Source organism: Stenotrophomonas sp. 78350_Sma (assembly GCF_056482105.1).
The window spans coordinates 1,778,548-1,800,753 of record NZ_CM151182.1 but is presented as its reverse complement, the minus strand read 5'-3'; the positions used below and the strand labels follow the sequence as shown (position 1 = coordinate 1,800,753).

General features: G+C 66.3%; 22 protein-coding genes and 1 tRNA gene. 8 read left to right on the top strand and 15 right to left on the bottom strand.

Annotated elements, in window-relative coordinates; translation table 11 throughout:
- Positions 1–89 precede the first annotated feature (89 nt).
- The 5 genes from ACZK4H_RS08470 to ACZK4H_RS08450 all read right to left on the bottom strand — a co-directional run bounded on the left by ACZK4H_RS08470 (position 90) and on the right by ACZK4H_RS08450 (position 3,981).
- Positions 90–419: a hypothetical protein gene (locus ACZK4H_RS08470; RefSeq protein ID WP_099551454.1), complete on the bottom strand. Its 330-nt coding sequence runs from the start codon at positions 417–419 to the stop codon at positions 90–92.
- Positions 419–766 carry a hypothetical protein gene (locus tag ACZK4H_RS08465; protein ID WP_099551455.1) on the bottom strand — a complete coding sequence of 116 codons (348 nt, stop codon included), beginning with the start codon at positions 764–766 and terminating at the stop codon, positions 419–421. Before ACZK4H_RS08465 ends, ACZK4H_RS08470 begins: the two co-directional genes overlap by 1 nt.
- Positions 763–1,593 carry a 3-deoxy-8-phosphooctulonate synthase gene (gene kdsA / locus ACZK4H_RS08460; protein ID WP_019338187.1) on the bottom strand — a complete coding sequence of 277 codons (831 nt, stop codon included), beginning with the start codon at positions 1,591–1,593 and terminating at the stop codon, positions 763–765. Before kdsA ends, ACZK4H_RS08465 begins: the two co-directional genes overlap by 4 nt.
- Before the next feature lie 89 nt (positions 1,594–1,682).
- Positions 1,683–3,347, bottom strand: a complete 1,665-nt coding sequence (locus ACZK4H_RS08455; RefSeq protein WP_099551456.1) for a CTP synthase — start codon at positions 3,345–3,347, stop codon at positions 1,683–1,685.
- 400 nt (positions 3,348–3,747) lie between these two features.
- Entirely contained in the window at positions 3,748–3,981 is a 234-nt protein-coding gene (locus tag ACZK4H_RS08450) for a hypothetical protein (protein WP_049429546.1), read from the bottom strand.
- Positions 3,982–4,153: 172 nt separating this feature from the next.
- Between ACZK4H_RS08450 and parE the strand changes: the two genes are divergently transcribed.
- From parE to ACZK4H_RS08435, 3 genes are all read left to right on the top strand, one after another.
- Positions 4,154–6,043, top strand: coding sequence for a DNA topoisomerase IV subunit B (gene parE, locus ACZK4H_RS08445; RefSeq protein ID WP_049429545.1), 1,890 nt, complete (start codon positions 4,154–4,156; stop codon positions 6,041–6,043).
- A gap of 126 nt (positions 6,044–6,169) precedes the next feature.
- Positions 6,170–6,748, top strand: a complete 579-nt coding sequence (locus ACZK4H_RS08440; RefSeq protein ID WP_099551460.1) for a GNAT family N-acetyltransferase — start codon at positions 6,170–6,172, stop codon at positions 6,746–6,748.
- Positions 6,749–6,858: 110 nt separating this feature from the next.
- Entirely contained in the window at positions 6,859–8,355 is a 1,497-nt protein-coding gene (locus ACZK4H_RS08435; protein WP_099551457.1) for a S10 family peptidase, read from the top strand.
- A gap of 370 nt (positions 8,356–8,725) precedes the next feature.
- Here ACZK4H_RS08435 and ACZK4H_RS08430 read toward each other — a convergent pair whose 3' ends face one another.
- A complete protein-coding gene (locus tag ACZK4H_RS08430) occupies positions 8,726–9,847 on the bottom strand; it encodes an inorganic phosphate transporter (protein ID WP_099552636.1) in 1,122 nt (373 codons plus the stop codon).
- Positions 9,848–9,860: 13 nt separating this feature from the next.
- Complete coding sequence (locus ACZK4H_RS08425; RefSeq protein ID WP_004152833.1) at positions 9,861–10,487, bottom strand: DUF47 domain-containing protein; 627 nt, start codon at positions 10,485–10,487, stop codon at positions 9,861–9,863.
- Positions 10,488–10,779: 292 nt separating this feature from the next.
- Between ACZK4H_RS08425 and ACZK4H_RS08420 the strand changes: the two genes are divergently transcribed.
- Positions 10,780–12,084, top strand: a complete 1,305-nt coding sequence (locus ACZK4H_RS08420; RefSeq protein ID WP_099552637.1) for a hemolysin family protein — start codon at positions 10,780–10,782, stop codon at positions 12,082–12,084.
- Complete coding sequence (locus tag ACZK4H_RS08415) at positions 12,068–12,727, top strand: exopolysaccharide biosynthesis protein (protein ID WP_099552638.1); 660 nt, start codon at positions 12,068–12,070, stop codon at positions 12,725–12,727. The genes ACZK4H_RS08420 and ACZK4H_RS08415 overlap by 17 nt, the downstream gene beginning before the upstream one ends.
- Positions 12,728–12,819: 92 nt before the next feature.
- On the opposite strand, the gene ACZK4H_RS08410 is transcribed toward ACZK4H_RS08415, so the two are convergent.
- The 4 genes from ACZK4H_RS08410 to ACZK4H_RS08395 form a co-directional block, all read right to left on the bottom strand.
- Positions 12,820–13,317, bottom strand: a complete 498-nt coding sequence (locus ACZK4H_RS08410; protein WP_099552639.1) for a pyridoxamine 5'-phosphate oxidase family protein — start codon at positions 13,315–13,317, stop codon at positions 12,820–12,822.
- Between the two features lie 68 nt (positions 13,318–13,385).
- The gene (locus tag ACZK4H_RS08405) at positions 13,386–14,381 is read right to left on the bottom strand and encodes an LLM class flavin-dependent oxidoreductase (RefSeq protein WP_099552640.1); all 996 of its coding nucleotides are present in this window, start codon (positions 14,379–14,381) and stop codon (positions 13,386–13,388) included.
- Positions 14,382–14,572: 191 nt separating this feature from the next.
- The gene (locus ACZK4H_RS08400; RefSeq protein WP_099552641.1) at positions 14,573–15,340 is read right to left on the bottom strand and encodes a sulfurtransferase; all 768 of its coding nucleotides are present in this window, start codon (positions 15,338–15,340) and stop codon (positions 14,573–14,575) included.
- A 353-nt stretch (positions 15,341–15,693) separates the two neighbouring features.
- Positions 15,694–16,059 (bottom strand): DUF6164 family protein, encoded by a 366-nt coding sequence (locus tag ACZK4H_RS08395; protein ID WP_099552642.1) that lies wholly within the window; start codon positions 16,057–16,059, stop codon positions 15,694–15,696.
- Between the two features lie 70 nt (positions 16,060–16,129).
- Here ACZK4H_RS08395 and ACZK4H_RS08390 point away from each other — a divergent pair, with 70 nt between their 5' ends.
- Both ACZK4H_RS08390 and ACZK4H_RS08385 read left to right on the top strand, forming a co-directional pair.
- Positions 16,130–16,564, top strand: coding sequence for an FKBP-type peptidyl-prolyl cis-trans isomerase (locus ACZK4H_RS08390; protein WP_088025589.1), 435 nt, complete (start codon positions 16,130–16,132; stop codon positions 16,562–16,564).
- Positions 16,551–17,798, top strand: a complete 1,248-nt coding sequence (locus tag ACZK4H_RS08385) for a TIGR03862 family flavoprotein (protein ID WP_099552643.1) — start codon at positions 16,551–16,553, stop codon at positions 17,796–17,798. The genes ACZK4H_RS08390 and ACZK4H_RS08385 overlap by 14 nt, the downstream gene beginning before the upstream one ends.
- Before the next feature lie 77 nt (positions 17,799–17,875).
- Here the strand turns inward: ACZK4H_RS08385 and ACZK4H_RS08380 are convergent, their stop codons facing one another.
- From ACZK4H_RS08380 to ACZK4H_RS08365, 4 genes are all read right to left on the bottom strand, one after another.
- Positions 17,876–18,337 carry a GNAT family N-acetyltransferase gene (locus tag ACZK4H_RS08380; RefSeq protein ID WP_099552644.1) on the bottom strand — a complete coding sequence of 154 codons (462 nt, stop codon included), beginning with the start codon at positions 18,335–18,337 and terminating at the stop codon, positions 17,876–17,878.
- Between the two features lie 103 nt (positions 18,338–18,440).
- On the bottom strand, positions 18,441–20,063 hold the full coding sequence (locus ACZK4H_RS08375) for an FMN-binding glutamate synthase family protein (RefSeq protein WP_099552645.1): 1,623 nt from the start codon (positions 20,061–20,063) through the stop codon (positions 18,441–18,443).
- Positions 20,064–20,118: 55 nt separating this feature from the next.
- Positions 20,119–21,405 carry a nucleotide sugar dehydrogenase gene (locus ACZK4H_RS08370; protein WP_099552646.1) on the bottom strand — a complete coding sequence of 429 codons (1,287 nt, stop codon included), beginning with the start codon at positions 21,403–21,405 and terminating at the stop codon, positions 20,119–20,121.
- Between the two features lie 142 nt (positions 21,406–21,547).
- Positions 21,548–21,982 carry a BLUF domain-containing protein gene (locus ACZK4H_RS08365; protein WP_099552647.1) on the bottom strand — a complete coding sequence of 145 codons (435 nt, stop codon included), beginning with the start codon at positions 21,980–21,982 and terminating at the stop codon, positions 21,548–21,550.
- 129 nt (positions 21,983–22,111) lie between these two features.
- On the opposite strand from ACZK4H_RS08365, the gene ACZK4H_RS08360 reads away from it, so the two are divergent.
- Positions 22,112–22,198, top strand: a tRNA-Leu gene (locus tag ACZK4H_RS08360).
- Positions 22,199–22,206 lie beyond the last annotated feature (8 nt).

Genomic DNA, 22,206 nt, shown 5'->3' with positions numbered 1-22,206 from the left:
CCGGTTACCTGTATGGAGAGGGGGCGACAAAACGAATGCCGCGTGATTATCCCCGGCTGCCCGCCACTTGCCAAATGGCGCAGGCGGCTTCAGCCCCAGCTGGACCCGATCACGATCAGGACCATCGATACCAGCATCACCAGCAATGCACCGGCAATCGCCGCCAGGATGGGGCCACGCTGCCGGCGCCAGGCCAGCACCATCGCCACCGGGCAGCCCAGGAAGGACAGCACCATCGTGACCAGCGCGCCCAGCATCCACCACTGCGTGGCCTCCACGCCGCTGTTTCCGTCCCCTGGTGGCCGGAAACCGGACGTGAAGGCCAGCACGCCCACCACCAGAGCGATCCAGGTCAACACGGACAGCCCCAGGGCGATCAGGCCCCAGGGCCAGCCACGCGCCGATGTGGTCGTATTCATCAAAGCAATCCGTAGAACAGGGCGCCCAGCCACAGCGAGAGCAGGATGATCGCCAGCCCAGCCGTGACCTTGCCGCGATTCAGCCACCAGGCCAGCACAGCGGCAACGACGCATCCCACCGCACCGAGCAGCTCTGCCACCAGCAGCGCAATGAAGTACGCCCGCAGATCGAGTGCACTGCTGCCATCACCGGGTGGCCGCACGGACGCGGCACCGATCAGCACCAGGCCGAACATGCCCACGGTGAACAGCACGGCCAGGCCCAGTGCGATCAGGCCCCACGGCCACTGCTTCCAGTGCCGGCGGTGACGCTGGGTTTCCAGCGCCAGCCACGGGTCACGACTCACGCGAAGCGCGAGAAGCCGTGCTTCTTGGTCACCGCATCGAGTTCCATCAGGGTCTCGAGCAGCGCTTCCATCTGGTCCAGCGGCCACGCATTGGGGCCGTCGGACAGGGCCTTGGACGGGTCCGGATGGGTCTCGGCGAACAGGCCGGAGATGCCCACCGCCACGGCAGCACGGGCCAGCACCGGCACGTGCTCACGCTGGCCGCCGGAACTGGTGCCCTGGCCGCCCGGCAGCTGCACCGAATGGGTGGCGTCGAACACCACCGGACAACCGGTATCGCGCATCACCGCCAGCGAACGCATGTCGCTGACCAGGTTGTTGTAGCCGAAGCTGGCACCACGCTCGCAGACCATGATCTGCTCGTTGCCGGTGGCCTTGGCCTTCTCCACGACCGGCTTCATGTCCCACGGCGCCAGGAACTGGCCCTTCTTGATGTTGACCGGCTTGCCGGCCGAGCACACCTTGCGGATGAAATCGGTCTGGCGGACCAGGAACGCCGGGGTCTGCAGAACGTCCACCACCGAGGCCACTTCGTCCATCGGGGTGTATTCGTGGACGTCGGTCAGCACCGGCACGCCGATCTGCTTCTTGACCTCGGCCAGGACCTTCAGGCCCTCTTCCATGCCCGGGCCGCGGAACGCGGTGCCCGAGGTGCGGTTGGCCTTGTCGAAGCTGGACTTGAAGATGAAGTTGACGCCGAGCTTGTCGGTGATCTCCTTCAGCTTGCCGGCGGTATCGAGCTGCAGCTGCATCGACTCGATCACGCAGGGGCCGGCGATCAGGAACAGGGGCTGGTCCAGCCCGACCTCGAATCCACACAGTTTCATGGCGTTTCCTTGTTGTCCGCATCACCGGCCGGGCCGGTGCGCTGGGGGTTGAAGCATGCAGGATGGGGGCCGAAGCCCCCATTCACAAGTCAGGCGCGCGCTGCGGAGAGCAGCTTGCCACCGGCCTTGCGCTCGCGCGCGGCGCGGATGAAACCGATGAACAGCGGATGGCCATCACGCGGCGTGGACAGGAATTCCGGATGCGCCTGGCAGGCCAGGAACCACGGATGCGCGTCGCGCGGCAGTTCGACCACTTCCACCAGGGTGTCGTCCATCGACTTGCCGGCGATCACCAGGCCAGCATCTTCCAGCTGGGTGCGGTAACGGTTGTTGAACTCGTAACGGTGGCGATGGCGCTCGGCGACGACGTCCTTGCCGTACAGCTCGCGGGCCAGCGTGCCCGGCTTCAGGCGCTGTTCCTGCAGGCCCAGGCGCATGGTACCGCCGAGGTCGCTCTTGTCGTCGCGCTTCTCGACATCACCGGTGGCGGTGCGCCATTCGGTGATCAGGCCGATCACCGGGTTCGGCGACTGGCGATCGTTCTCGGTGCTGTTGGCACCTTCCAGGCCCACCACGTTGCGCGCGTAGTCGACCACGGCCGCCTGCATGCCGTAGCAGATACCGAAGTACGGCACCTGCTGCTCGCGGGCGAACTTCGAGGTCAGCACCTTGCCTTCGAAACCACGGTCACCGAAGCCACCCGGCACCAGGATGCCGTCGACATCGGCCAGTGCAGCCATGTCGGTGCCTTCCAGGTCCTGTGCTTCCAGCCACTTCAGATTGACCTTGGTGCGCTGGCGCAGGCCGCCGTGCTTGAGGGCTTCGCCGACCGACTTGTAGGCGTCCTGGTGATCGACGTACTTGCCGACCACGGCGATGGTCACTTCGTCCAGCGGATGCAGGGTCGCGTCGACCGCGTCTTCCCACATCGACAGGTCGACCGGACCGACCTTGTCAGCCAGCTTCAGCTGGTTGACCACGATCTCGTCCAGGCCCTGTGCATGCAGGCCCGACGGGATGCGGTACAGCACGTCCACGTCCGGCACGCTGATCACCGCGCGCTCGGAGACATTGGTGAACTGGGCGATCTTGCGGCGCTCAGAATCCGGCACCGCCTGCTCGGAACGGCACAGCAGCACGTCCGGCTGGATGCCGATCGAGCGCAGTTCCTTCACCGAGTGCTGGGTCGGCTTGGTCTTCAGCTCACCGGCGGCACCGATGTACGGCACCAGGGTGAGGTGCATGAACAGCGCCTTCTCCGGGCCACGCTCGGTGCGCACCTGGCGGATCGCTTCCAGGAACGGCAGCGACTCGATGTCGCCGACGGTACCGCCGATCTCGACCAGGGCCACGTCGTAGCCTTCGGTGGCTTCGTCAATGCAGCGGCGGATCTCGTCGGTGATGTGCGGAATGACCTGCACGGTTGCGCCCAGGTAGTCGCCGCGGCGCTCCTTGCGGATCACGTTCTCGTAGATGCGGCCGGTAGTGACCGAGTTCTTGCGGCTCAGCCGGGTGCGCACGAAGCGCTCGTAGTGGCCCAGGTCGAGGTCGGTCTCGGCGCCGTCGTCGGTGACGTAGACCTCACCGTGCTGGAACGGGCTCATGGTGCCCGGGTCGACGTTGATGTACGGGTCGAGCTTCATCATCGTGACCTTCAGGCCACGGGCTTCGAGAATGGCGGCCAGCGACGCGGCGGCAATGCCTTTGCCGAGCGAGGACACCACGCCGCCGGTTACGAAAATCAAGGGAGTCATGGCTGCAAGCATCCTGTCTGGAAATGGAAAACGGCAGCACCACGCGCACCCGGAGGGCGGGCATGGAGCTTGAAGGGGGTTTTCCGGTTCGCTGGGGCAGCGAGGGAGGTGCTGGGCCGTGCGGCGGCAGGCGCCGGACGGGGACCACCCTGCGAGGTCGGGGCGGCCGTGCCGGTCATATCGACCGTCACCTGCGACCCGCATTGCTGGCGACCACGCATGGTCGTGCCAGCCCATTCGCAAAGGGTGGACACGCACTTACTCCCGGAAAGCCATAGTTTACAGATTGATGGCCGCCAACCCAAGAGGCAGTTGCGGCCATCACACAAAAGAAACGCCCCGCTGGGCGGGGCGTCGGGGGGCGAATCCCTTGCGGCAAGGGCTTCGGAGGGTGGAAGGATTACTTCTTCTTCCTCGCCTCTTCTTCCTCTTCCTGCTGCGGGGCCGGTTGGCCCTGCGCCTTCATCTCGGCATTGGCCTGGGCGCGGCGCTTGGCCTTGGCATCGGCTTCGGCCTGGGCCTTGTCGGCCTGGTCACCCTGCTGCGGGGCCGGCTGGCCGGCGTTCTGCGCCACCACCAGCGGCACTGCAACGGCGGCAGCGGCCAGGATCGCAATGGTCAGCAACTTCTTCATGAGGTCCTCCTCGCGGTATGGCTTGGATGTTTCGACCCAACGGGGGTCGCCGGCGTTCAGATTCCAGCGGCTGCCATTTTACCCCCTCCCCGTCGCCGAGGCTGAACCGCAGGCGTGCAAATTCGCCGCACAGACCGCACACTTGCGCGTCGCTCCGCGCTTTAGAAGATAGATGAACGCCCGCTATAACGCCGCCGATATTGAAGTCCTGTCCGGCCTTGACCCGGTCAAGCGCCGTCCCGGCATGTATACCGACACCGCGCGCCCGAACCACCTGGCGCAGGAAGTGATCGACAACTCGGTGGACGAGGCCCTCGCCGGCCACGCCCGCTCGATCGAGATCACCCTGTACAAGGACGGCAGCGTGGAGGTCAGCGATGACGGCCGCGGCATGCCGGTGGACATCCATCCGGAAGAAAAGATCCCGGGTGTCGAGCTGATCCTCACCCGCCTGCATGCGGGCGGCAAGTTCAGCAACAACAACTACACCTTCTCCGGCGGCCTGCACGGCGTCGGCGTCAGCGTGGTCAACGCGCTGTCGACCCTGGTGGAAGTACACATCAAGCGCGAAGGAGCCGAGCACCGCATCACCTTCCGCAACGGCGACCGCGCCACCCCGCTGGAAGTGGTCGGTACCGTCGGCAAGAAAAACACCGGTACCCGCGTGCGCTTCTGGCCGGACCCGAAGTACTTCGACACGCCCAAGTTCGCGGTGCGCGCGCTCAAGCACCTGCTGCGCGCCAAGGCCGTGCTGTGCCCTGGCCTGACCGTCAAGCTGACCGACGAGGCCACCGGCGAAGTCGACACCTGGTACTACGAAGACGGCCTGCGCGATTACCTGAAGCTGGAACTGGGCGAGCGCGAATCGCTGCCGGCCGACCTGTTCGTCGGCAACCTCAAGAAGGACACCGAGGTGGTGGACTGGGCCGTGGCCTGGCTGCCGGAAGGCGAGCTGGTACAGGAAAGCTACGTCAACCTGATTCCCACCGCGCAGCACGGCACCCACGTCAACGGCCTGCGTACCGGCCTGACCGAGGCGCTGCGCGAGTTCTGCGACTTCCGTAACCTGCTGCCGCGTGGCGTCAAGCTGGCCCCGGAAGACGTGTGGGACCGCGTGTCGTTCGTGCTGTCGCTGAAGATGACCGACCCGCAGTTCAGCGGCCAGACCAAGGAACGCCTGTCCTCGCGCCAGGCGGCCGGTTTCGTTGAAGGCGCGGCCCACGATGCCTTCAGCCTGCTGTTGAACCAGAACGTGGAGCTGGGCGAGAAGATCGCGCAGATCGCCATCGAGCGCGCCAGCGCGCGCCTGAAGACCGAGAAGCTGGTCGTCCGCAAGAAGGTCACCCAGGGCCCGGCCCTGCCCGGCAAGCTGGCCGACTGCATCAGCCAGGACCTGTCCCGTACCGAGCTGTTCCTTGTGGAAGGTGATTCGGCTGGCGGCAGCGCCAAGCAGGCCCGCGACAAGGACTTCCAGGCCATCATGCCGTTGCGCGGAAAGATCCTGAACACCTGGGAAGTCTCGTCCAACAGCGTGCTGGCCTCGGAAGAAGTGCACAACCTGGCCATCGCCATCGGCTGCGACCCGGGCAAGGACGACATCAGCGGCCTGCGCTACGGCAAGGTCATCATCCTGGCCGACGCGGACTCCGACGGCCTGCACATCGCAACGCTGCTGACCGCGCTGTTCCTGAAGCACTTCCCGGCGCTGGTCGATGCCGGCCACGTGTTCGTGGCGATGCCGCCGCTGTTCCGCATCGACGTGGGCAAGCAGGTGTTCTATGCCCTGGACGAGGAAGAAAAGCGCTCGATGCTGGACAAGATCGAACGCGAGAAGATCAAGGGCGCCATCAACGTGACCCGCTTCAAGGGCCTGGGCGAGATGAACCCGCCGCAGCTGCGTGAATCCACCATCCACCCGGATACGCGCCGCCTGGTGCAGCTGACCGTGGATGATCGCGAACAGACAAGTTCGCTGATGGACATGCTGCTGGCCAAGAAGCGCGCCTCCGACCGCAAGGGCTGGCTGGAGTCGAAGGGCGACCTCGCCTCCCTGGAAGTCTGATCCTGAGCGGGGTCGGATCCCTTTCCTGCGGAAAGGGATCCGACCCCATCCGCTCCGGAGCCATCCCGCCGCCATCGGCAAACCCGGCGGCGCCATAATGCGCGTCCACCCGTGTGGACCATCGTATTGGCCAGCCACTCGTTGCTGTTCCCCGCCCTGCCGCTGCACAGCGCGCGGTTGGTGCTGAGCCCGATCCGCCGTGACGACGCGGCCGCGTTGTTCACGCTGCAATCCAATCCGGACGTGATGCGCTGGTGGAACCACCCGGCCTGGACGCGTCCGGCCGAAGCCCGCGAACAGATCGACGACGATCTTGCTGCGCACGCCATTGGTACCCAGTTGAAGCTGGCCGTGCGCGAATCACCCAACGGCCCACTGCTGGGCATCTGCGTTGCGTTCGCCATTGATCGCGAGGCCATGCGCGCCGAGATCGGCTATCTCCTGGCACCAGACCGCCAGGGCCAGGGATACATGCATGAGGCCCTGCAGCAGATGCTGGGCTATCTGTTCCGGACCCTGCACCTGCATCGCGTGGAAGCCGAGATCGACCCGCGCAACGCTCCGTCCGCGCACGTGCTGGAACGCCTGGGCTTCCACCGCGAGGGGGTGCTGCGCCAGCGCTGGCGCATCCAGGGAGAACTGGCCGACTCGGCCGTCTATGGCCTGCTGGCCGACGACGACGCGGCAGCGACCCTGCCCGCTTGACCCAATCTGGCCAGTGGCGGCCTCGACGCGCGGCCATGCCTTTGGACACATACGGCATGGCCCGTCACCGGCCTAGCATCGGAACCCCCTTCCGCTGCCGATCCGGTGCCATGAAGTCCCTGCTGCACACTGCCGCGCTCTGCGTCGGCCTGCTCATCGCCCCAGCCAGCGTGCTGGCCGCGCCTGACGCCGACGCCAAGCCCGATCCGAAAGACGACAGGACCGAAGCCCCTGCACTGCCCGCCGATGCGTCGGCGCGCCAGAGCATGCGCCTGGCCGGCCGCACCCTCGACTACACCGCCACCGTGGGCACCCTGCCGGTGCGCGACGAGAAGGGCAAGGTGATCGCCGATGTGGTGTTCACCGCCTACACGATGCCGGGCAAGGACCGGCCGGTGACCTTCGCGCTCAATGGCGGCCCCGGGGCATCGTCGGTATACCTCAACATGGGTGCCATCGGGCCCAAGGTGGTGACCTTCGGCTCCGAGGGTGACAGCGCATCGGCGCCGGCCACCCTGCATGACAACCCGGGCACCTGGCTGGACTTCACCGACCTGGTGTTCATCGATCCGGTCGGCACCGGCTTCAGCCGCGCACGCATCGGCGACGACGAAGCCAAGAAGGCGCTGTACAACCCCAGTGCCGACATCGAATACCTGTCACGCTCGATCTACGACTGGCTGCTGCGCAACCAGCGCATGGCGTCGCGCAAATACCTGACCGGCGAGAGCTACGGTGGCTACCGTGGCCCGCGCATCACCCACTTCCTGCAGACCCGGCTGGGCGTGGCGATGAACGGCCTCGTGCTGGTCTCGCCCTACCTGAGCCCGACCCTGGAAGACAACGCCGATGTCTCGCCGATGGCGTGGATGCAGACGCTGCCGTCGATCGCTGCAGCGCACCTGGAGCGCCAGGGCAAGCTGACCGATGCGGCGATGCAGGAGGTGGTCGAGTACACCCGCGGCGACTACGCCACCGCATTGATGAAGGGCCGCAGCGACCCGCGGGCGACCGAGGCGATGCTGCGCCGGGTAACCGAGCTGACCGGACTTGACCCGCAGTTCGTGCGCCGTGCCGGTGGCCGCCTGGAAACCCAGGCCTACCTGCGCGAGGTATTCCGCGACAAGGGCACGCTGGGCAGCCGTTACGATTCCAATGTGACTGCGTTCGATCCGTTCCCGAACGATCCGGAGCAGCGCGCCAACGATCCGCTGCTGGACAGCATCATCGCGCCGACCACCACCGCGATGGTCGACTTCGTGACGCGCGTGGTCGGCTGGAAGGTGGATGCGCGCTACCAGGCGCTGAATTACGACGTGAACCGGCTGTGGGACCGCAACGGCGACCTGCGCCAGGGTGCGGTGACCCAGCTGCGCCAGGCGGTGGCAATCGACCCGCACCTGCAGGTGCTGATCGTGCACGGCTGGAATGACCTGTCGTGCCCGTTCATGGGGTCGATCCTGACGGTGGACCAGATGCCGACGATGGGCAGCAACCCGGACCGCGTGCAGGTGAGAAGCTATCCGGGTGGGCACATGTTCTACAGCCGGGCGGACAGCCAGGCGGCGTTCCGCAAGGATGTGCAGGCGCTGTTCCAGCGTAATTGAAGGGTTCGGCCGGGCCTGCGGCCCGGCACCCGCTGGATCAACGGCAACTGCAACGGCAACGTCAAAAGCAGGGTTTCCGTGGGCTGGCGAGGTGGGGTGGGGTTGCAGGACACGCCGTAAACCCATCCCTGGGGGCTCGATGGCGCCATCCATGGCGCCAACGGTCCTGCAACCCCACCCCACCCCGCCGCTCACAGGTTCCTGCTGATGTTGGTGGGTGCCGACCGTTGGTCGGCACGGGATCGGATCCCTGTTTCTGCTCTGGTAGGTGTCGACCTTGGTCGACACGAGGTGTGCGGAAAAATTCTCTGCCCATGAAAAAGCCCGCCGGTATCCGGCGGGCTTTTTCGTTTGCACCCTGGCGTGGCGATCAGGTCCAGCCGAACAGCTCGAACAGCTTCAGGATCAGGTACGCACAGCCGCCGGCTGCCGGGATGGTCAGGATCCAGGCCCAGACGATGCGTTCGATCACGCCGAACTTCAGCGAGCGCGGGTTCTTGGCGAAGCCGACACCCATGATCGCGGTGGAGATGCTGTGCGTGGTCGAGACCGGCATGCCGAAGTGGGCGGCCAGGGTCAGGATGGTGGCCGAGCTGGTCTCCGCGGCGAAGCCGTGGATCGGGTGCAGCTTGACCATCTTGTGGCCCAGGGTCTTGATGATTTTCCAGCCGCCCGAGGCGGTACCGGCAGCCATCACTACCGCACAGGTCAGCACGATCCACATCGCGATGCCGTCACCGGCGTGCGCGTCCGGGTGCATGAAGGCCAGCCAGGACGGCAGGTCATCCAGCGCACCGGTGGCTTCGGCACCGATCAGGGTCATGGCGATGATGCCCATGGTCTTCTGCGCGTCGTTGTGGCCGTGGGCGAAGCCCATGTAGGCCGCCGAGGCGATCTGGGCCTTGCCGAAGAACGCATTGACAATGCGCGGCCGGGCCAGGCGACCGATGGCGCCACCGATCTTGGCCAGTCCGGCGATCAGGCCCCACAGCAGCACCATCACCACGATGCCGAGCAGGAAACCGGCGATCGGCGAAGTGATCATCGGCACGAACACCTTCCACAGCAGGCCCTTGTTCTGCGCCCAGCTGCCCAGGCGCTCGGACCAGATAAGCGCGTCCCAGTTGTTGTGGGCAGCGGCCAGGCCGGCGCCGCAGAGGCCACCGATCAGGGCGTGCGAGGACGACGACGGCAGCCCCTTCCACCAGGTGATCAGGTTCCAGATGATGCCGCCCAGCAGGGCGCACAGGATCACCTGCGGGGTGACGTCGACCACGTTGGTGTTGAGCAGGCCCGACGCGATGGTCAGCGCCACTGCGGTACCGGTCAGCGCGCCGATGAGGTTCATGAAGGCGGCCAGCATCACCGCCCAGCCGGGCGAGAGCACCTTGGTCGCCACCACGGTGGCAATGGAGTTGGCGGTGTCGTGGAAGCCGTTGATGAACTCGAAGACGAGCGCGGCCAGGATCACCACCAGGACAAGGGTCAACATGCGGCGGCGTCCGTCAGCTGTTCTTCAACACGATCTGGTACGCCACCACGCCGGCCTCGCGGCAGCGGTCGATGGCCTTTTCCAGGATCTCGAAGAATTCCTTCAGCAGGAACATCTGCAGGTTGTCCAGGCGGCCGGAATAGATGTCGCGGTACAGCTCGAGCATCAGGCGGTCGGCCTCGTTCTCAAGCGAGCGCAGCTTCTCGTTCAGCGCGGTCATCCGGTCCAGGTTCATGTGGCGCAGGTCGGCCACCATCTCCACCACCACGCCGGCGGCCTGTTCCAGCATCGCCGCGCGCGGCGCGAAGTCGATGTGTTCCAGATGGGTCGTGGCCAGCGAATAGCGATCGGCGAACTTCTCGATCTGCTTCGGAATCTTGTACAGGGCCGAGCCCAGCGCTTCGATGTCTTCGCGCTCGATCGGGGTCATGAAGCTGTCCACCAGCGCCTGGCTGATCTTGTCCGAGGCCGCGCGTTCGCGCAGGCGAGCCAGCTTGAAGGCGTCCAGCGCGGGCTGGCGGTCGGCCTCGCGCAGCATGGAATGCAGCGCCTTGGCGGCGTCGGAGGCCGCGACGGCAGCCTCATCGAGCAGGGTGTAGAACTGTTTGCCGGAACCGAAAATGGTCTGCAGAGAGAACATTGAGAAACCTGTCAGCCGTCGCGGGAAGGACGGCACCAGACGGAATTATGACGGCTAGATGACCATCTCGGGTATCCCCGCCCCCTTTCCGGGCATCGAGACCCCCAACCTGAACAGGCGGTTGCCACCCTGCCACGCCCCTTTGCTAAGATGCCAGCGCGCCTTCGGGCGCACCCTATGGACGACGACCCTTATCCCCCAGCGCCGCGCCGGACCCCGTTCCTGAGCGCCTGCCGCCATCGCAAGCACCCGCCCTCCCTGCCACCAACCGGGGACGACGCCCGTGTTTGAAATGATCCTGATTGTCTTCGCGCTTGTTCTGTTGAACGGCTTCTTCGCCATGTCCGAGATGTCGGTCATGACTTCGCGCAAGAGCCGCCTGAAGCAGATGGCCGCCACCTCCAAGCGCGCCGCCAAGGCGCTGGAACTGTCGGAGAAGCCGGAGAGCTTCCTGTCCACCGTGCAGATCGGCATCACCGTGATCGGCGTGCTGACCGGCTACCTCGGTGGTGAAGCGCTGGGCGAAGCCTTCGCCGGCTGGATCCAGGGTCTGATGCCGGGCTTCGCTTACGCCGGCAACATCGGCACCGCGCTGGCGGTCAGCCTGATCACCTTCATCACGCTGATCTTCGGCGAACTGGTACCCAAACGCCTGGCACTGACCCGCTCGGAAGCCATCGCTGGCCTGGTGGCGATGCCGATGAGCTGGCTGGCCAAGCTCGCCCTGCCCTTCGTCTGGCTGCTGTCCAAGACCACCCAGCTGGTGCTGCGCCTGTTCGGCCTGGGCAAGGATGAAGTCGCCTCGGTGACTGAAGAAGAGATCCGCATGCTGGTGGCCGAGAGCCACGAGGCCGGCGTGATCGACGCCCACGAGCGCGACATGATGAACCGCGTCATGCGCCTGGGTGACCGCACCGCCGACAGCCTGATGACCCCGCGCAACCGCATCGCCTGGCTGGATACCCAGGGCGGACTGGAGCGCAACCTGGAAATCATGGCCGAGCACGAGTTCTCCCGGTACCCGGTGTACCGCGACAACGACATGGACGTGGTCGGCGTGCTTGAACTGAAATCGCTGGCCACGCGCATGGCGCGCGGTGACAACGCGTTGTTCCAGACCCTGCGCGAGCCGCTGTACGTTTCTGAATCGACCCACGCGATGAAGCTGCTGGAGATCTTCCGCGAGGAACAGCAGTCGATGGCACTGGTGGTGGACGAGTACGGCGAGATCCAGGGCCTGGTGACCATCAGCGACCTGATGGGCGCAGTGGTTGGTCGTCTGCAGGCGGTGGAGAACGCCGACGAGGACGCGCTGGTGGTGACCCGCGAAGACGGCTCGCTGCTGGTGGACGGATCGCTGCCGATCGAAGACGTGCGCGAACTGATCGGCAGCAACGACCTGCCCGACGCCGAGGACGGCGACTACTACACGCTGGCCGGCATGTGCATCCATTACTTCGGCCGCATTCCGCACGCGGGCGAGTACTTCGACTGGGCTGGCTGGCGCTTCGAAGTGGTCGACCTCGACGGTGCGCGCGTGGACAAGCTGCTGCTGCGCACGTTGTCCGACGAGCAGGCCGATGAGCTCACCGCCTGAGGCCGGCCAGGGTCCGGACGCCGAGCGCCCGACCTACCGCAACGAGGGCATCCGCACCCTGCTGGAGATGTTTGCCTCCGGTGATCCGGCCGAGCACATGCCGCTTGGCCGGATCCTGTGCAACCTGCAGCAGAGCGCGTTCGGCGTGTTCCTGTTCGTGGCGATCCTGCCGTCGTTCATTCCGATTCCGGGCATGGGCGGTGCGGTCAGCGGGCCGCTGGTGATCCTGATCGGCCTGCAGATGCTGTGCTGCCTGCGCCGTCCCTGGCTGCCCGGCTTCATTGCCCGGCGCGGGCCGAAGCGCGGCACCATGCACCGCTTCCTCGACCGTATCGATCGTCCGCTGCGGCGCCTGGACAAGATGCTGAAGCCGCGCCTGCCGCGGCTGCTGACACCACTGCCCGCCCACGCCTTCACCGGCCTGCTGCTGGTGCTGCTGGGCGTTCTGCTGTCGCTGCCGATTCCGTTCACCAATTTCCTGTTCGGCTTCCAGTTGCTGCTGTTCGCGCTGGCGCTGCTGGAGCGCGATGGCGCGCTGATGCTGTTCAACTGGATCGCGGCGCTGGCGGCAATCGCCTTCTTCGGTTTCAGTTCGGGGCAGCTGGTGGGCTATACGGTGGAACTGTTCCAGCGCTGGTTCTGAGCCGGAATCCGGTAGAGCCGGCCGCTGCCCGGCTGCCACGTTTCCAGGTTTGCCGGCCAGCGGCCGGCACTACCAATACCGGACATCGGTCATCACCGAAGATCGATGAACCCGTTGTCGGCCAACGCCGCCGGTTCGTCCTGCACTGCCGACAGCACGAAACTCAGCGCCGTGCCCAGCAGCGTGCCCGGCCCGTCCCAGTACTCGGCCGAGTCGGCGCGCACATGAATCAAGCGAAGGTTGGGGTCGTCCTTGCCGCCCGGGAAGAACAGCTTCATCGCCGGTGACCACAGCGCCTCGATCTTCGCGCGATCATCGACAACCCGCGCGCGCCCCGCCACAGACACGTAGGTGTTCTTCGATGGCGAGGCATAGGCCACGTTGACGCGCGGATCGAGCGCGATCTCGGCCACCTTCGGGCTGTCGGCAGTGATGACGAACCACAGGTCACCGTCGAAGGTGACCTGCTGGGTGGCCAGCGGCCGGCTGTAGAGCCGTCCGTCGACGCCGGTGGTGGTGAACATCGCCACCTCCACGTCCTTGATCAGTTCTGCCAGCTGGGCGATGTGTTCGGCGCGGGTGTCGGCCATGTGGGGGCTCCTTCTGTTTGAGCCCCCATCAGACGCGGTTCGGCCGCAATGGGCCGTGACGCAATTGTTCAGCCCGCGTGGCGGGCGTGCCAGGCCTGCATGGTCAGTTCGAACGAGCGCAGGCGTGCACGATGGTCATACAGGTTGGCGGTGAGCATCAGCTCGTCTGGCTTGTGCCGTTCAACGAAGGCGGCGATGCCATCCGCCACCTGCTGCGGATCGCCCAGCACGGTGCAGGCCAGTGCCCGCTCCACGCCCAGCTTTTCATGCGGTTCCCAGAACGATTCGATGTCATCGATCGGCGCCGGAATCTTGCCCGGGCGTCCACGACGCAGATTGACGAAACTCTGCTGCTGGCTGGTGAACAGGCGGCGCGACTCGGCTTCGCTGTCGCTGGCGACAACGTTCAAGGCCAGCATCGCGTGCGGCTGTTTCAGCGTGGCCGAGGGGCGGAACTCGCGGCGGTACACCGCCAGCGCTTCGTCCATCACGTCGGGCGCGAAGTGCGAGGCGAACGCATACGGCAGGCCCATCGAGGCGGCCATGCGCGCACCGAACAGGCTGGACCCGAGGATCCAGGTCGGCACTCGCAGGCCACCACCTGGAACTGCCTGCACCGCCTGCCCGGGCTGCACCGGCTCGAAGTAGTGCAGCAGCTCGCGCACGTCCTGCGGGAACTGGTCGGCGCTGTCGAAATAGCGGCGCAATGCACGCGCGGTCGGCTGATCGGTGCCCGGCGCACGGCCCAGGCCGAGGTCGATGCGGTCCGGATACAGCGAGGCCAGCGTGCCGAACTGCTCGGCCACCTGCAGCGGCGCATGGTTGGGCAGCATGATGCCGCCGGCACCGACGCGGATGCGCGTTGTGCCACCGGCGACGTGGCCGATCAGCACGGCGGTGGCCGCGCTGGCGATGCCTGGCATGTTGTGGTGTTCGGCCAGCCAATAGCGGCGGTAGCCCAGCGCATCGGCGTGCTGGGCCAGTTCCAGCATGTTGGCGAAGGCAGCGGTGGTGTCACTGCCCTCGCAGACCGGGGCCAGGTCAAGGATCGACAACGGGATCATCAGGCGTTTTTCCGTCACAGGATCCCCCATGCATGGGGTCGGCCAGGCGCCGCGGCCAGTGACGGTGGCGGGATGCTGATTCCCGTGGGGCGGGTTCAGGGCTGGCTGCGCTTGATCCGGTAGTGCCGGCCGCTGGCCGGCAGGCAACGTGCCCTGGCAGCCGGCCAGCGGCCGGCTCTACCGGGGAAGCATCAGAACGCGCTGGGGCGCGGCTCGGCCAGCGGCTGGTCAACCATCGGCTTCAACTCGGCATCCAGCGCCACGCGCTCGTCGAACACGAAACAACGGCCCTCGTAGCCCTCGCCGCCCACTTCCTCGAAGTAGCCGAGGATGCCGCCCTCGAGCTGCAGCACGTTGTCCATGCCGTCGTTGACCATCCACAGCGCGGCCTTCTCGCAGCGGATGCCGCCGGTGCAGAAACTGACCACGGTGCTGTCCTTCAGCGCTTCGCGGTGCGGCGCCAGCGCCTCGGGCAGGTCGGTGAACTTGTGGATGGGCAACACCAGCGCATCCTTGAAGGTGCCGTACTCCACTTCCTGCAGGTTGCGCGTATCGAGCATCACCACCGGCTTGCCCGCGTCGTCATGCCCCTGCCGCAACCAGCGCTGCACCGTGGCCGGATCGACCGCCGGCGCGCGCGGATAGTCCAGCGGCTGACCGTCGTCACGGCGGAAGCTGATGATCTCGTCCTTCACCTTGGCCTTCAGCCGCGCGAACGGCTGGTGCTCGCTGAGGCTGGTCTTGACCCGCATGTCGAAAAAGCGCGAATCGGCACGCAGCGCCGCATAGAAGCCCTCGACCGCTTCCGGCGCACCCGCCAGGAACAGGTTCAGTCCCTCGCCCGCCACCAGGATCGTGCCCCGCAGCTGCGCCGCCTCGGCGCGCGCCAGCAACTGGTCGCACAGGGCCTGGGGAGCGTCGATGACGGCGAAATGGTAGGCAGCGGTATTGGCGATCATTGCGCCATTTTAGCGCCAGACCGCCCCAGGGTCAGATTTTCACGTTCATCCACCCGTGGCGTGGATCTATCGAAGATCTGCAGATTCAGCGGTCAGAGCCCTCTGCGCATCGGAGGGATCCGCCCCCAGCGCCAGCAGATCGCGTGAAACTGTCGAAGGCGTGGCGGTGTGGATTTGCGGGGTGTGAGCCGCATGGATGCGGCGACCAAGCCCCCAGGGACGGGTTCACGGCGGCCCCGCAAACCCACACCGCCACGCCATCCCACGGAATGCCTGCTGTTGCTGTTGCTGTTGCTGTTGCCGGCCAGAGGCCGGCACTACCGCGGTTGCCGGGTGCAACCCGGCCGAACGCTCTACCCCCGCAACAGCACGAACGGCAGCAGCACCAGCGCCGCCGCACCGGCCATCGCCAGCAGCACCAGAACCACGTACACCGGCCGCCGCCGGAACAGGCTGCCGAAGGTCTCGGCGGTGCCATCACGCAATGCCTGCTCACGCTCAGCGCGGATGCGAGGACCGCGCTCGGCCTGGTACTCGGCCATCAGCGCCTTCGCACGCGAATGATCGCCATCCTCGCGCAGCCACAGGCCGCCATTGGAAATGCCCCACGGGCTGGGTTCGGTGCGGTACCAGGCGATGCCGTGCTGGTCGAGCAGCGTGCAGACATCGGCATATTCGTCGTCGCCGACATTGCGCAGATTGAGCAGGAGTTTTGCCATGCCCCCATGATACCCGGCGCCGATGCGCTACCCTTGCCGCCCTCGCCCTGCGCCCTTCCGGAGACGCCCGATGCGCCGCCTGCTGCTTCCCCTGCTGCTGTCCCTCGCCGCCGTTGGCTGTTCCACCGAGCCCTCGGGCCCACCGCCGGGCGGCACCCTGACCACCTTCGAGCGCATCGATACCGTGCCCGGCACCGGCGCCGAAGCCGTCTCCGGCAGCAAGGTGACCGTGCACTACACCGGCTGGATCTACGACAACCGCACCGAAACCAAGCACGGCAAGACCTTTGACAGCTCGGTCAGCCGTGGCGAACCGTTCACCTTCGCGCTGGGCGCCGGCCAGGTCATCCGCGGCTGGGATGAGGGCGTGGCCGGCATGAAGGTCGGCGGCAAGCGCACCCTGATGATCCCGCCGGACTACGGCTACGGCGACCGCCGCGTCGGCCCGATCCCGGCCGGCTCGTCGCTGGTGTTCGACGTCGAGCTGCTCGATGTCAAACCGTAATACCGCACTGCCCCAGCGGGTCGCCGTCATCGGCGGCGGCCCGGCCGGCCTGTTCGCCGCCGAGCGCCTGCGCGCCGCTGGGCTGGAGGTCGACCTGTACGAGGCCAAGGGTTCACCCGGCCGCAAGTTCCTGATCGCCGGCAAGGGCGGGCTCAACCTCACCCATTCCGATCCGCGGCCGTTGTTCGACAGCCGCTATCGCGAGCAGGCCGCTGTGGTCGGCAGCTGGCTGGATGGCTTCGACGCGCAGGCACTGCGTGACTGGGCCGCAGGCTTCGGCGTTGAGACCTACGTGGGCAGCTCTGGCCGGGTGTTCCCGGTCGACCGCAAGGCAGCGCCGCTGCTGCGCGGCTGGGTACGCCGATTGAAGGAACAGGGTGTGCGCCTGCATGCCAACCACCGCTGGATCGGCTGGAGCGATGACGGCGCCCTGCGCTTTGCCACCGAAGCGGGGGAAATCGATGTCCACCCCGATGCCACGGTACTGGCGGTAGGCGGCGGCAGTTGGCCGCAGCTGGGCAGCGACGGCGCCTGGGTTGCGCCACTGCGGGCGCGTGGTGTGGACATCGCACCACTGCAGTCAGCCAACTGCGGTTTCGACGTGGACTGGACCCCGTTCTTCGCCCAGCGCAATGCCGGTGCACCGTTGAAGCCGGTGGTTGCGCACTGGATCGACCTGGCTGGACAACCGCAGGCTCTGCAGGGCGAGTGCGTGGCCAGTGAGTACGGCATTGAAGGCAGCCTGATCTACGCGTTGGCCGCCGACCTGCGCGAAACCATCAACCACGATGGCCACGCGATGCTGTGGCTGGACCTGGTGCCGGGCCGCGACGAGGCGCGCCTGCTGGCCGACCTGTCGCGCCCGCGCAAGGGCCGCAGCTTCGGCGAGCACCTGCGTCGCCAGGCCGGCCTTGATGCAGTGAAAGCCGCACTGGTGTTCGAGATTCTGGGTAAAGAAGCCGGCAACGACCTGCCTGCCGTGGCGGCTACGCTCAAGCGCCTGCCGCTGCGCCTGCAGCGTCCCCGGCCGATGGCCGAGGTGATCAGCACCGCCGGTGGCGTGCGCCTGGATGCGCTGGATGATGGCCTGATGCTGCGGGCACTGCCCGGCGTGTTCTGCGCCGGCGAAATGCTGGACTGGGAGGCACCGACGGGTGGCTATCTGTTGACCGCGTGCTACGCCAGCGGCCTGCGTGCTGCGGAAGGTGCTATCGCGTGGTTGGCCGGGCGGTGAACTGCACTATGTAAAGCCGAGCCCATGCTCGGCTTGAATCAAAGGCAGCCGAGCGTGGGCTCGGCTCTACGCGCTGGTCACCACGGCCGGCGCATGCTCACCGACGCCAGCGCCACGCCACTGGGATGCGGGTAGGCCTTTTCGCTCACGCTGATGAACCCCTGTCGTTGATAGAACGGCACGGCGTTGAGCGACGCCGACAGCACCACCTCACGGTCACGATCGGCCATCGCCAGCAGGCGTTGCATCAACGCCTGGCCGATGCCCTGGCCGCCACGATCAGGATCAACGAACAACGCATCGACTTCATTGGCATCGGCATCGAACACACCGAAGCCAAGCAGGCCACCCTGCCCGTCCTCGGCCACTACACAGCCGCCCTGCCCCAGCAGCCGTGCGTACTGCGACGGCGGCGGCGAGGCAGACCACGGCGCAATGACCTCGGGAGGGTAGTGACTGCTGCAGGTTTCACGCACACAACGCGTGCGCAGCGCCCACAGCGTGGCGACGTCATCGATGGTGCCGCTCCTGAACCGCATGACAGCTCCTCCTTGTAGAGCCGAGCCCATGCTCGGCTGATCTTCGTTCCAACATCGCGATGAGAGAAGCAGCCGAGCATGGGCTCGGCTCTACAGCAACACGTTATCGCGACTTGCTGGCGCGCAGCGCCTGGATCTTCGGCGGGGGCTGGAAGGAATCGCTGCGCGCATCGGCCCAGAACGCATGGAACACCGCATGGTCGGGCACTTTGTGCAGCAGCTCGCCCGGTTCCAGGTAGCGGTAGAGGGAGGCCAGCGAGCGGATCTCGACAGGCGAAACACGACGCAGGATGTGCTCCGGCCCCAGTTCGGCCGGATCGTTCAGGCCCGCGGCGCACAACAGTTCCTTCAAGGCATGCAGCGTGTGCTCATGATAGCTGTACACCCGGGTGGCCTTGTCCGGCGCATCCAGGTGCTTCCAGCGCGCCGGGTCCTGGGTGGCGATGCCGGTCGGGCACTTGTCGGTGTGGCAGCTCAGCGACTGGATGCAGCCCAGCGCGAACATGAAGCCTCGGCCGGCGTTGCACCAGTCGGCGCCGAGCGCGATGGTGCGCGCGATGTCGAACGCACTGGTGATCTTGCCCGCCGCACCGATGCGGATGCGCTCGCGCAGGTCCAGGCCGACCATGGTGTTGTGCACCAGCAGCAGTGCTTCGTGCATCGGTACGCCGACATGGTCGACGAATTCGGCCGGTGCCGCACCGGTGCCTCCCTCGGCGCCGTCGACCACGATGAAATCCGGCAGCAACCCGGTTTCCTGCATCGCCTTGGCAATGCCGAACCACTCCCACGGGTGGCCGATCGCCAGCTTGAAACCGACCGGCTTGCCACCGGAAAGCTCGCGCAGGCGGGCCAGGAACTGCAACAGCTCGACCGGCGTCGAGAATGCCGAGTGACGCGACGGCGATACGCAGTCCACGCCCATCGGCACGCCACGGGTCACCGAGATCTCGGCGGTCACCTTCGGCGCCGGCAGCACACCACCGTGGCCCGGCTTGGCGCCCTGCGACAGCTTGATCTCGATCATCTTGACCTGATCATGGGTGGCATTGGCAACAAAGCGCTCTTCGCTGAAACCGCCCTTTTCGTCACGGCAACCGAAGTAGCCCGAGCCGATCTCCCAGACCAGATCGCCGCCCATCTCGCGGTGGTAGGGCGAGATCGAACCTTCGCCGGTGTCGTGGTAGAAGCCACCGCGCCGCGCGCCCTCGTTCAGTGCGCGGATCGCGTTGGCCGACAGCGAGCCAAAACTCATCGCCGAGATATTGAACACGCTGGCCGAATAGGGCTTTGCACAGTTCGCACCGATCAACACGCGGAAATCGTGCTTGGCAATGGCGGTCGGCGCCAGCGAGTGGTTGATCCACTCGTAGTCCACCGCATAGGTGCTGCGCAGTGTGCCGAACGGCACCGTGTCCATCTCGTTCTTGGCGCGCTGGTAGATCAGCGCACGCTGCTGGCGCGAGAACGGCACGTCCTCCAGGTCGCTCTGCACGAAGTACTGGCGGATCTCCGGGCCGATTGATTCCAGGCCATAGCGGAAATGCGCCATCACCGGATAGTTGCGGCGCAACGTGCTGCGCTTCTGCAGCAGGTCCCAGGTCCCCAGCGCCACCATCGCGGCAGTCAGGCCGACGCCCCAATACCAGGCCGGCCAGATCGTGGCCAGCCACAGGCATATCGGGAACATCAGGATGGCGAGCAGGTAGACGATATACCGGTGCATGGCTTTCCTCGGTTGCAACTGCCCCCGAGTCTACCGCGCCGCTCGCTGCCCGGGCTTACAAGCGATCGTCAACCACGTTGCGCGGCCAGACCGACTTCACGTCGTAGACGATGCCACCGGGCGCCAGCAGCTCCCGGATCGCGGCGTCATCCATGGCCTTGAATCGGGCATGGGCCACTGCCAGAACTACGGCGTCGTAACTCCCCGCCAGCGGCTCGGCCAGCCAGTGCACGCCCGCATCGGCCAATGCCGCCGGGCCGACCCACGGGTCGCTGACCTCCACCTGTGCACCGGCATCGCGCAGGCGCTGCGCCAGCTCCAGCGCGCGGCTGTTGCGCAGGTCCGGGCAATCCTCCTTGAAGGTCACGCCCAGCACCAGGATGCGCGACTGCGCAGCTACGCAGCCGCGTTCGGCCAGCATTGCCAGCACCCGCGACGCCACATGCTCGCCGACGCGGTTGTTGACCTGCCGCGCGGTGTGGATCAGGTCCGGGTGGTAGCCCACGCTCTCGGACTTGTGCAGCAGGTAGTACGGGTCCACGCCAATGCAGTGGCCGCCGACCAGGCCCGGCCGGAATGGCAGGAAGTTCCACTTGCTGCCGGCGGCGTCGAGCACATCCTGGGTGTCGATGCCGAGCCGGTCGAAGATCAGTGCCAGCTCATTGACCAGCGCGATGTTGACGTCACGCTGGATGTTCTCCACCACCTTGGCCGCTTCAGCCACACGCATCGACGGCGCTGGGAAGGTACCGGCGGCGATGATGCGCTGGTACAGGCCATCAATCACCGCCGCGACCTCGCGCGTCGAGCCCGAGGTGATCTTGCGGATGTCGGCCAGGCGCCGCTGGCGGTCGCCGGGACTGACCCGCTCCGGGCTGTAGCCACAGTAGAAGTCTTCGTTGAAGCGCAGTCCGGAGACCTGCTCCAGCAGCGGCACGCAGACCTCTTCGGTGGTGCCGGGATACACCGTGGATTCGTAGATCACCAGGTCACCCGCGCGAAGATGGCTGGCAATCAGCCGTGTTGCCGAACGCAGGGGCTCCAGGTCGGGCTGCTCGTATGCATCGATCGGGGTCGGCACAGTGACGATGTAGACATTGCAGGCATCGAGCAGTGCCGGATCGCTGCCGTACTGCAGCAGCTGCGCACTGGCCAGCTCGTCGGCTTCCATCTCCAGCGTGTGGTCCTGGCCGCTGCGCAGCTCGGCGATGCGACCGGCATCGATATCGAAGCCCAAGGTCGGCCACTGCCGGCCAAACGCCACCGCCAACGGCAGGCCGACGTAGCCCAGGCCGATCACCGCAAACCGGGGTGCACTGGCCGCCGCAACCGGCGCACTCATCGGCACATCCCGTGCAACGGATGCGATCGCAGATACGCTGCCATGGCTTCGGCCGACCCACTCATTCGCTGTACCACTCCGGAAAACCCGCACCAGGAAGGCTACAGCCTAACGGCCCCGGCACCCCGCCGCCAAGGCGGGCTCAGGAGCCCAGCGCGACCGCGGCGGGTTCCAGCTCGCCGTCGGCGCCGGTCCAGGCCTGCAGCAGCCGCTCGAAACCACCGCTGCCAAGCAGGAAGCCCGGCCATGCGGCGTCAACGATCTGGGTCAGCAGGTCCGCATCGATCCGCCGCGTGCCCATCGACCAGCGCGGAAATGCGCGCTGCAACACCGGCGCACGGCACAACACCTTCATCTGCGCATGGCTGCGTGCATTGACGATGCGCTGGAACACCGAATCGATGCCATCTTCGGGGCCTTCCAGATACTGCAGGAAACGGCTGCCATCAAACATCAGCACACCGGTGACACCGGCTACACGATTGAAGGCCGTGGCATCGGCCAGCAGGCGATCAAGATCGGTTGTCCGCAGATCGGCGCGGGCCTCACTGGCGTAGGCAATCGCGTGCAGCGACATCGGGTGGCTCCCCCCCTGGGAACGATGGCTGGGACTATGACATGAACAGGGATAACAGTTAAGCACGCCGCTCCGTGCACAACCCGGCTGTCGTGCCTCGGGTGGGCTACAATCGGCGCCGCGCTGCAGGCCCGGATGGCGAAACTGGTAGACGCATCGGACTTAAAATCCGCCGGGGGCAACCCCATGCCGGTTCGATTCCGGCTCCGGGCACCATCGTGCGC

Bases quoted from the DNA above. Each gene is read 5' to 3' on its own strand.
- ACZK4H_RS08470 (WP_099551454.1), bottom strand. From the start codon at position 419: ATGAATACGACCACATCGGCGCGTGGCTGGCCCTGGGGCCTGATCGCC.
- kdsA (WP_019338187.1), bottom strand. From the start codon at position 1,593: ATGAAACTGTGTGGATTCGAGGTCGGGCTGGACCAGCCCCTGTTCCTG.
- ACZK4H_RS08455 (WP_099551456.1), bottom strand. From the start codon at position 3,347: ATGACTCCCTTGATTTTCGTAACCGGCGGCGTGGTGTCCTCGCTCGGC.
- ACZK4H_RS08450 (WP_049429546.1), bottom strand. From the start codon at position 3,981: ATGAAGAAGTTGCTGACCATTGCGATCCTGGCCGCTGCCGCCGTTGCA.
- parE (WP_049429545.1), top strand. From the start codon at position 4,154: ATGAACGCCCGCTATAACGCCGCCGATATTGAAGTCCTGTCCGGCCTT.
- ACZK4H_RS08435 (WP_099551457.1), top strand. From the start codon at position 6,859: ATGAAGTCCCTGCTGCACACTGCCGCGCTCTGCGTCGGCCTGCTCATC.
- ACZK4H_RS08430 (WP_099552636.1), bottom strand. From the start codon at position 9,847: ATGTTGACCCTTGTCCTGGTGGTGATCCTGGCCGCGCTCGTCTTCGAG.
- ACZK4H_RS08425 (WP_004152833.1), bottom strand. From the start codon at position 10,487: ATGTTCTCTCTGCAGACCATTTTCGGTTCCGGCAAACAGTTCTACACC.
- ACZK4H_RS08420 (WP_099552637.1), top strand. From the start codon at position 10,780: ATGATCCTGATTGTCTTCGCGCTTGTTCTGTTGAACGGCTTCTTCGCC.
- ACZK4H_RS08415 (WP_099552638.1), top strand. From the start codon at position 12,068: ATGAGCTCACCGCCTGAGGCCGGCCAGGGTCCGGACGCCGAGCGCCCG.
- ACZK4H_RS08410 (WP_099552639.1), bottom strand. From the start codon at position 13,317: ATGGCCGACACCCGCGCCGAACACATCGCCCAGCTGGCAGAACTGATC.
- ACZK4H_RS08405 (WP_099552640.1), bottom strand. From the start codon at position 14,381: ATGATCCCGTTGTCGATCCTTGACCTGGCCCCGGTCTGCGAGGGCAGT.
- ACZK4H_RS08400 (WP_099552641.1), bottom strand. From the start codon at position 15,340: ATGATCGCCAATACCGCTGCCTACCATTTCGCCGTCATCGACGCTCCC.
- ACZK4H_RS08395 (WP_099552642.1), bottom strand. From the start codon at position 16,059: ATGGCAAAACTCCTGCTCAATCTGCGCAATGTCGGCGACGACGAATAT.
- ACZK4H_RS08390 (WP_088025589.1), top strand. From the start codon at position 16,130: ATGCGCCGCCTGCTGCTTCCCCTGCTGCTGTCCCTCGCCGCCGTTGGC.
- ACZK4H_RS08385 (WP_099552643.1), top strand. From the start codon at position 16,551: ATGTCAAACCGTAATACCGCACTGCCCCAGCGGGTCGCCGTCATCGGC.
- ACZK4H_RS08380 (WP_099552644.1), bottom strand. From the start codon at position 18,337: ATGCGGTTCAGGAGCGGCACCATCGATGACGTCGCCACGCTGTGGGCG.
- ACZK4H_RS08375 (WP_099552645.1), bottom strand. From the start codon at position 20,063: ATGCACCGGTATATCGTCTACCTGCTCGCCATCCTGATGTTCCCGATA.
- ACZK4H_RS08370 (WP_099552646.1), bottom strand. From the start codon at position 21,405: ATGAGTGCGCCGGTTGCGGCGGCCAGTGCACCCCGGTTTGCGGTGATC.
- ACZK4H_RS08365 (WP_099552647.1), bottom strand. From the start codon at position 21,982: ATGTCGCTGCACGCGATTGCCTACGCCAGTGAGGCCCGCGCCGATCTG.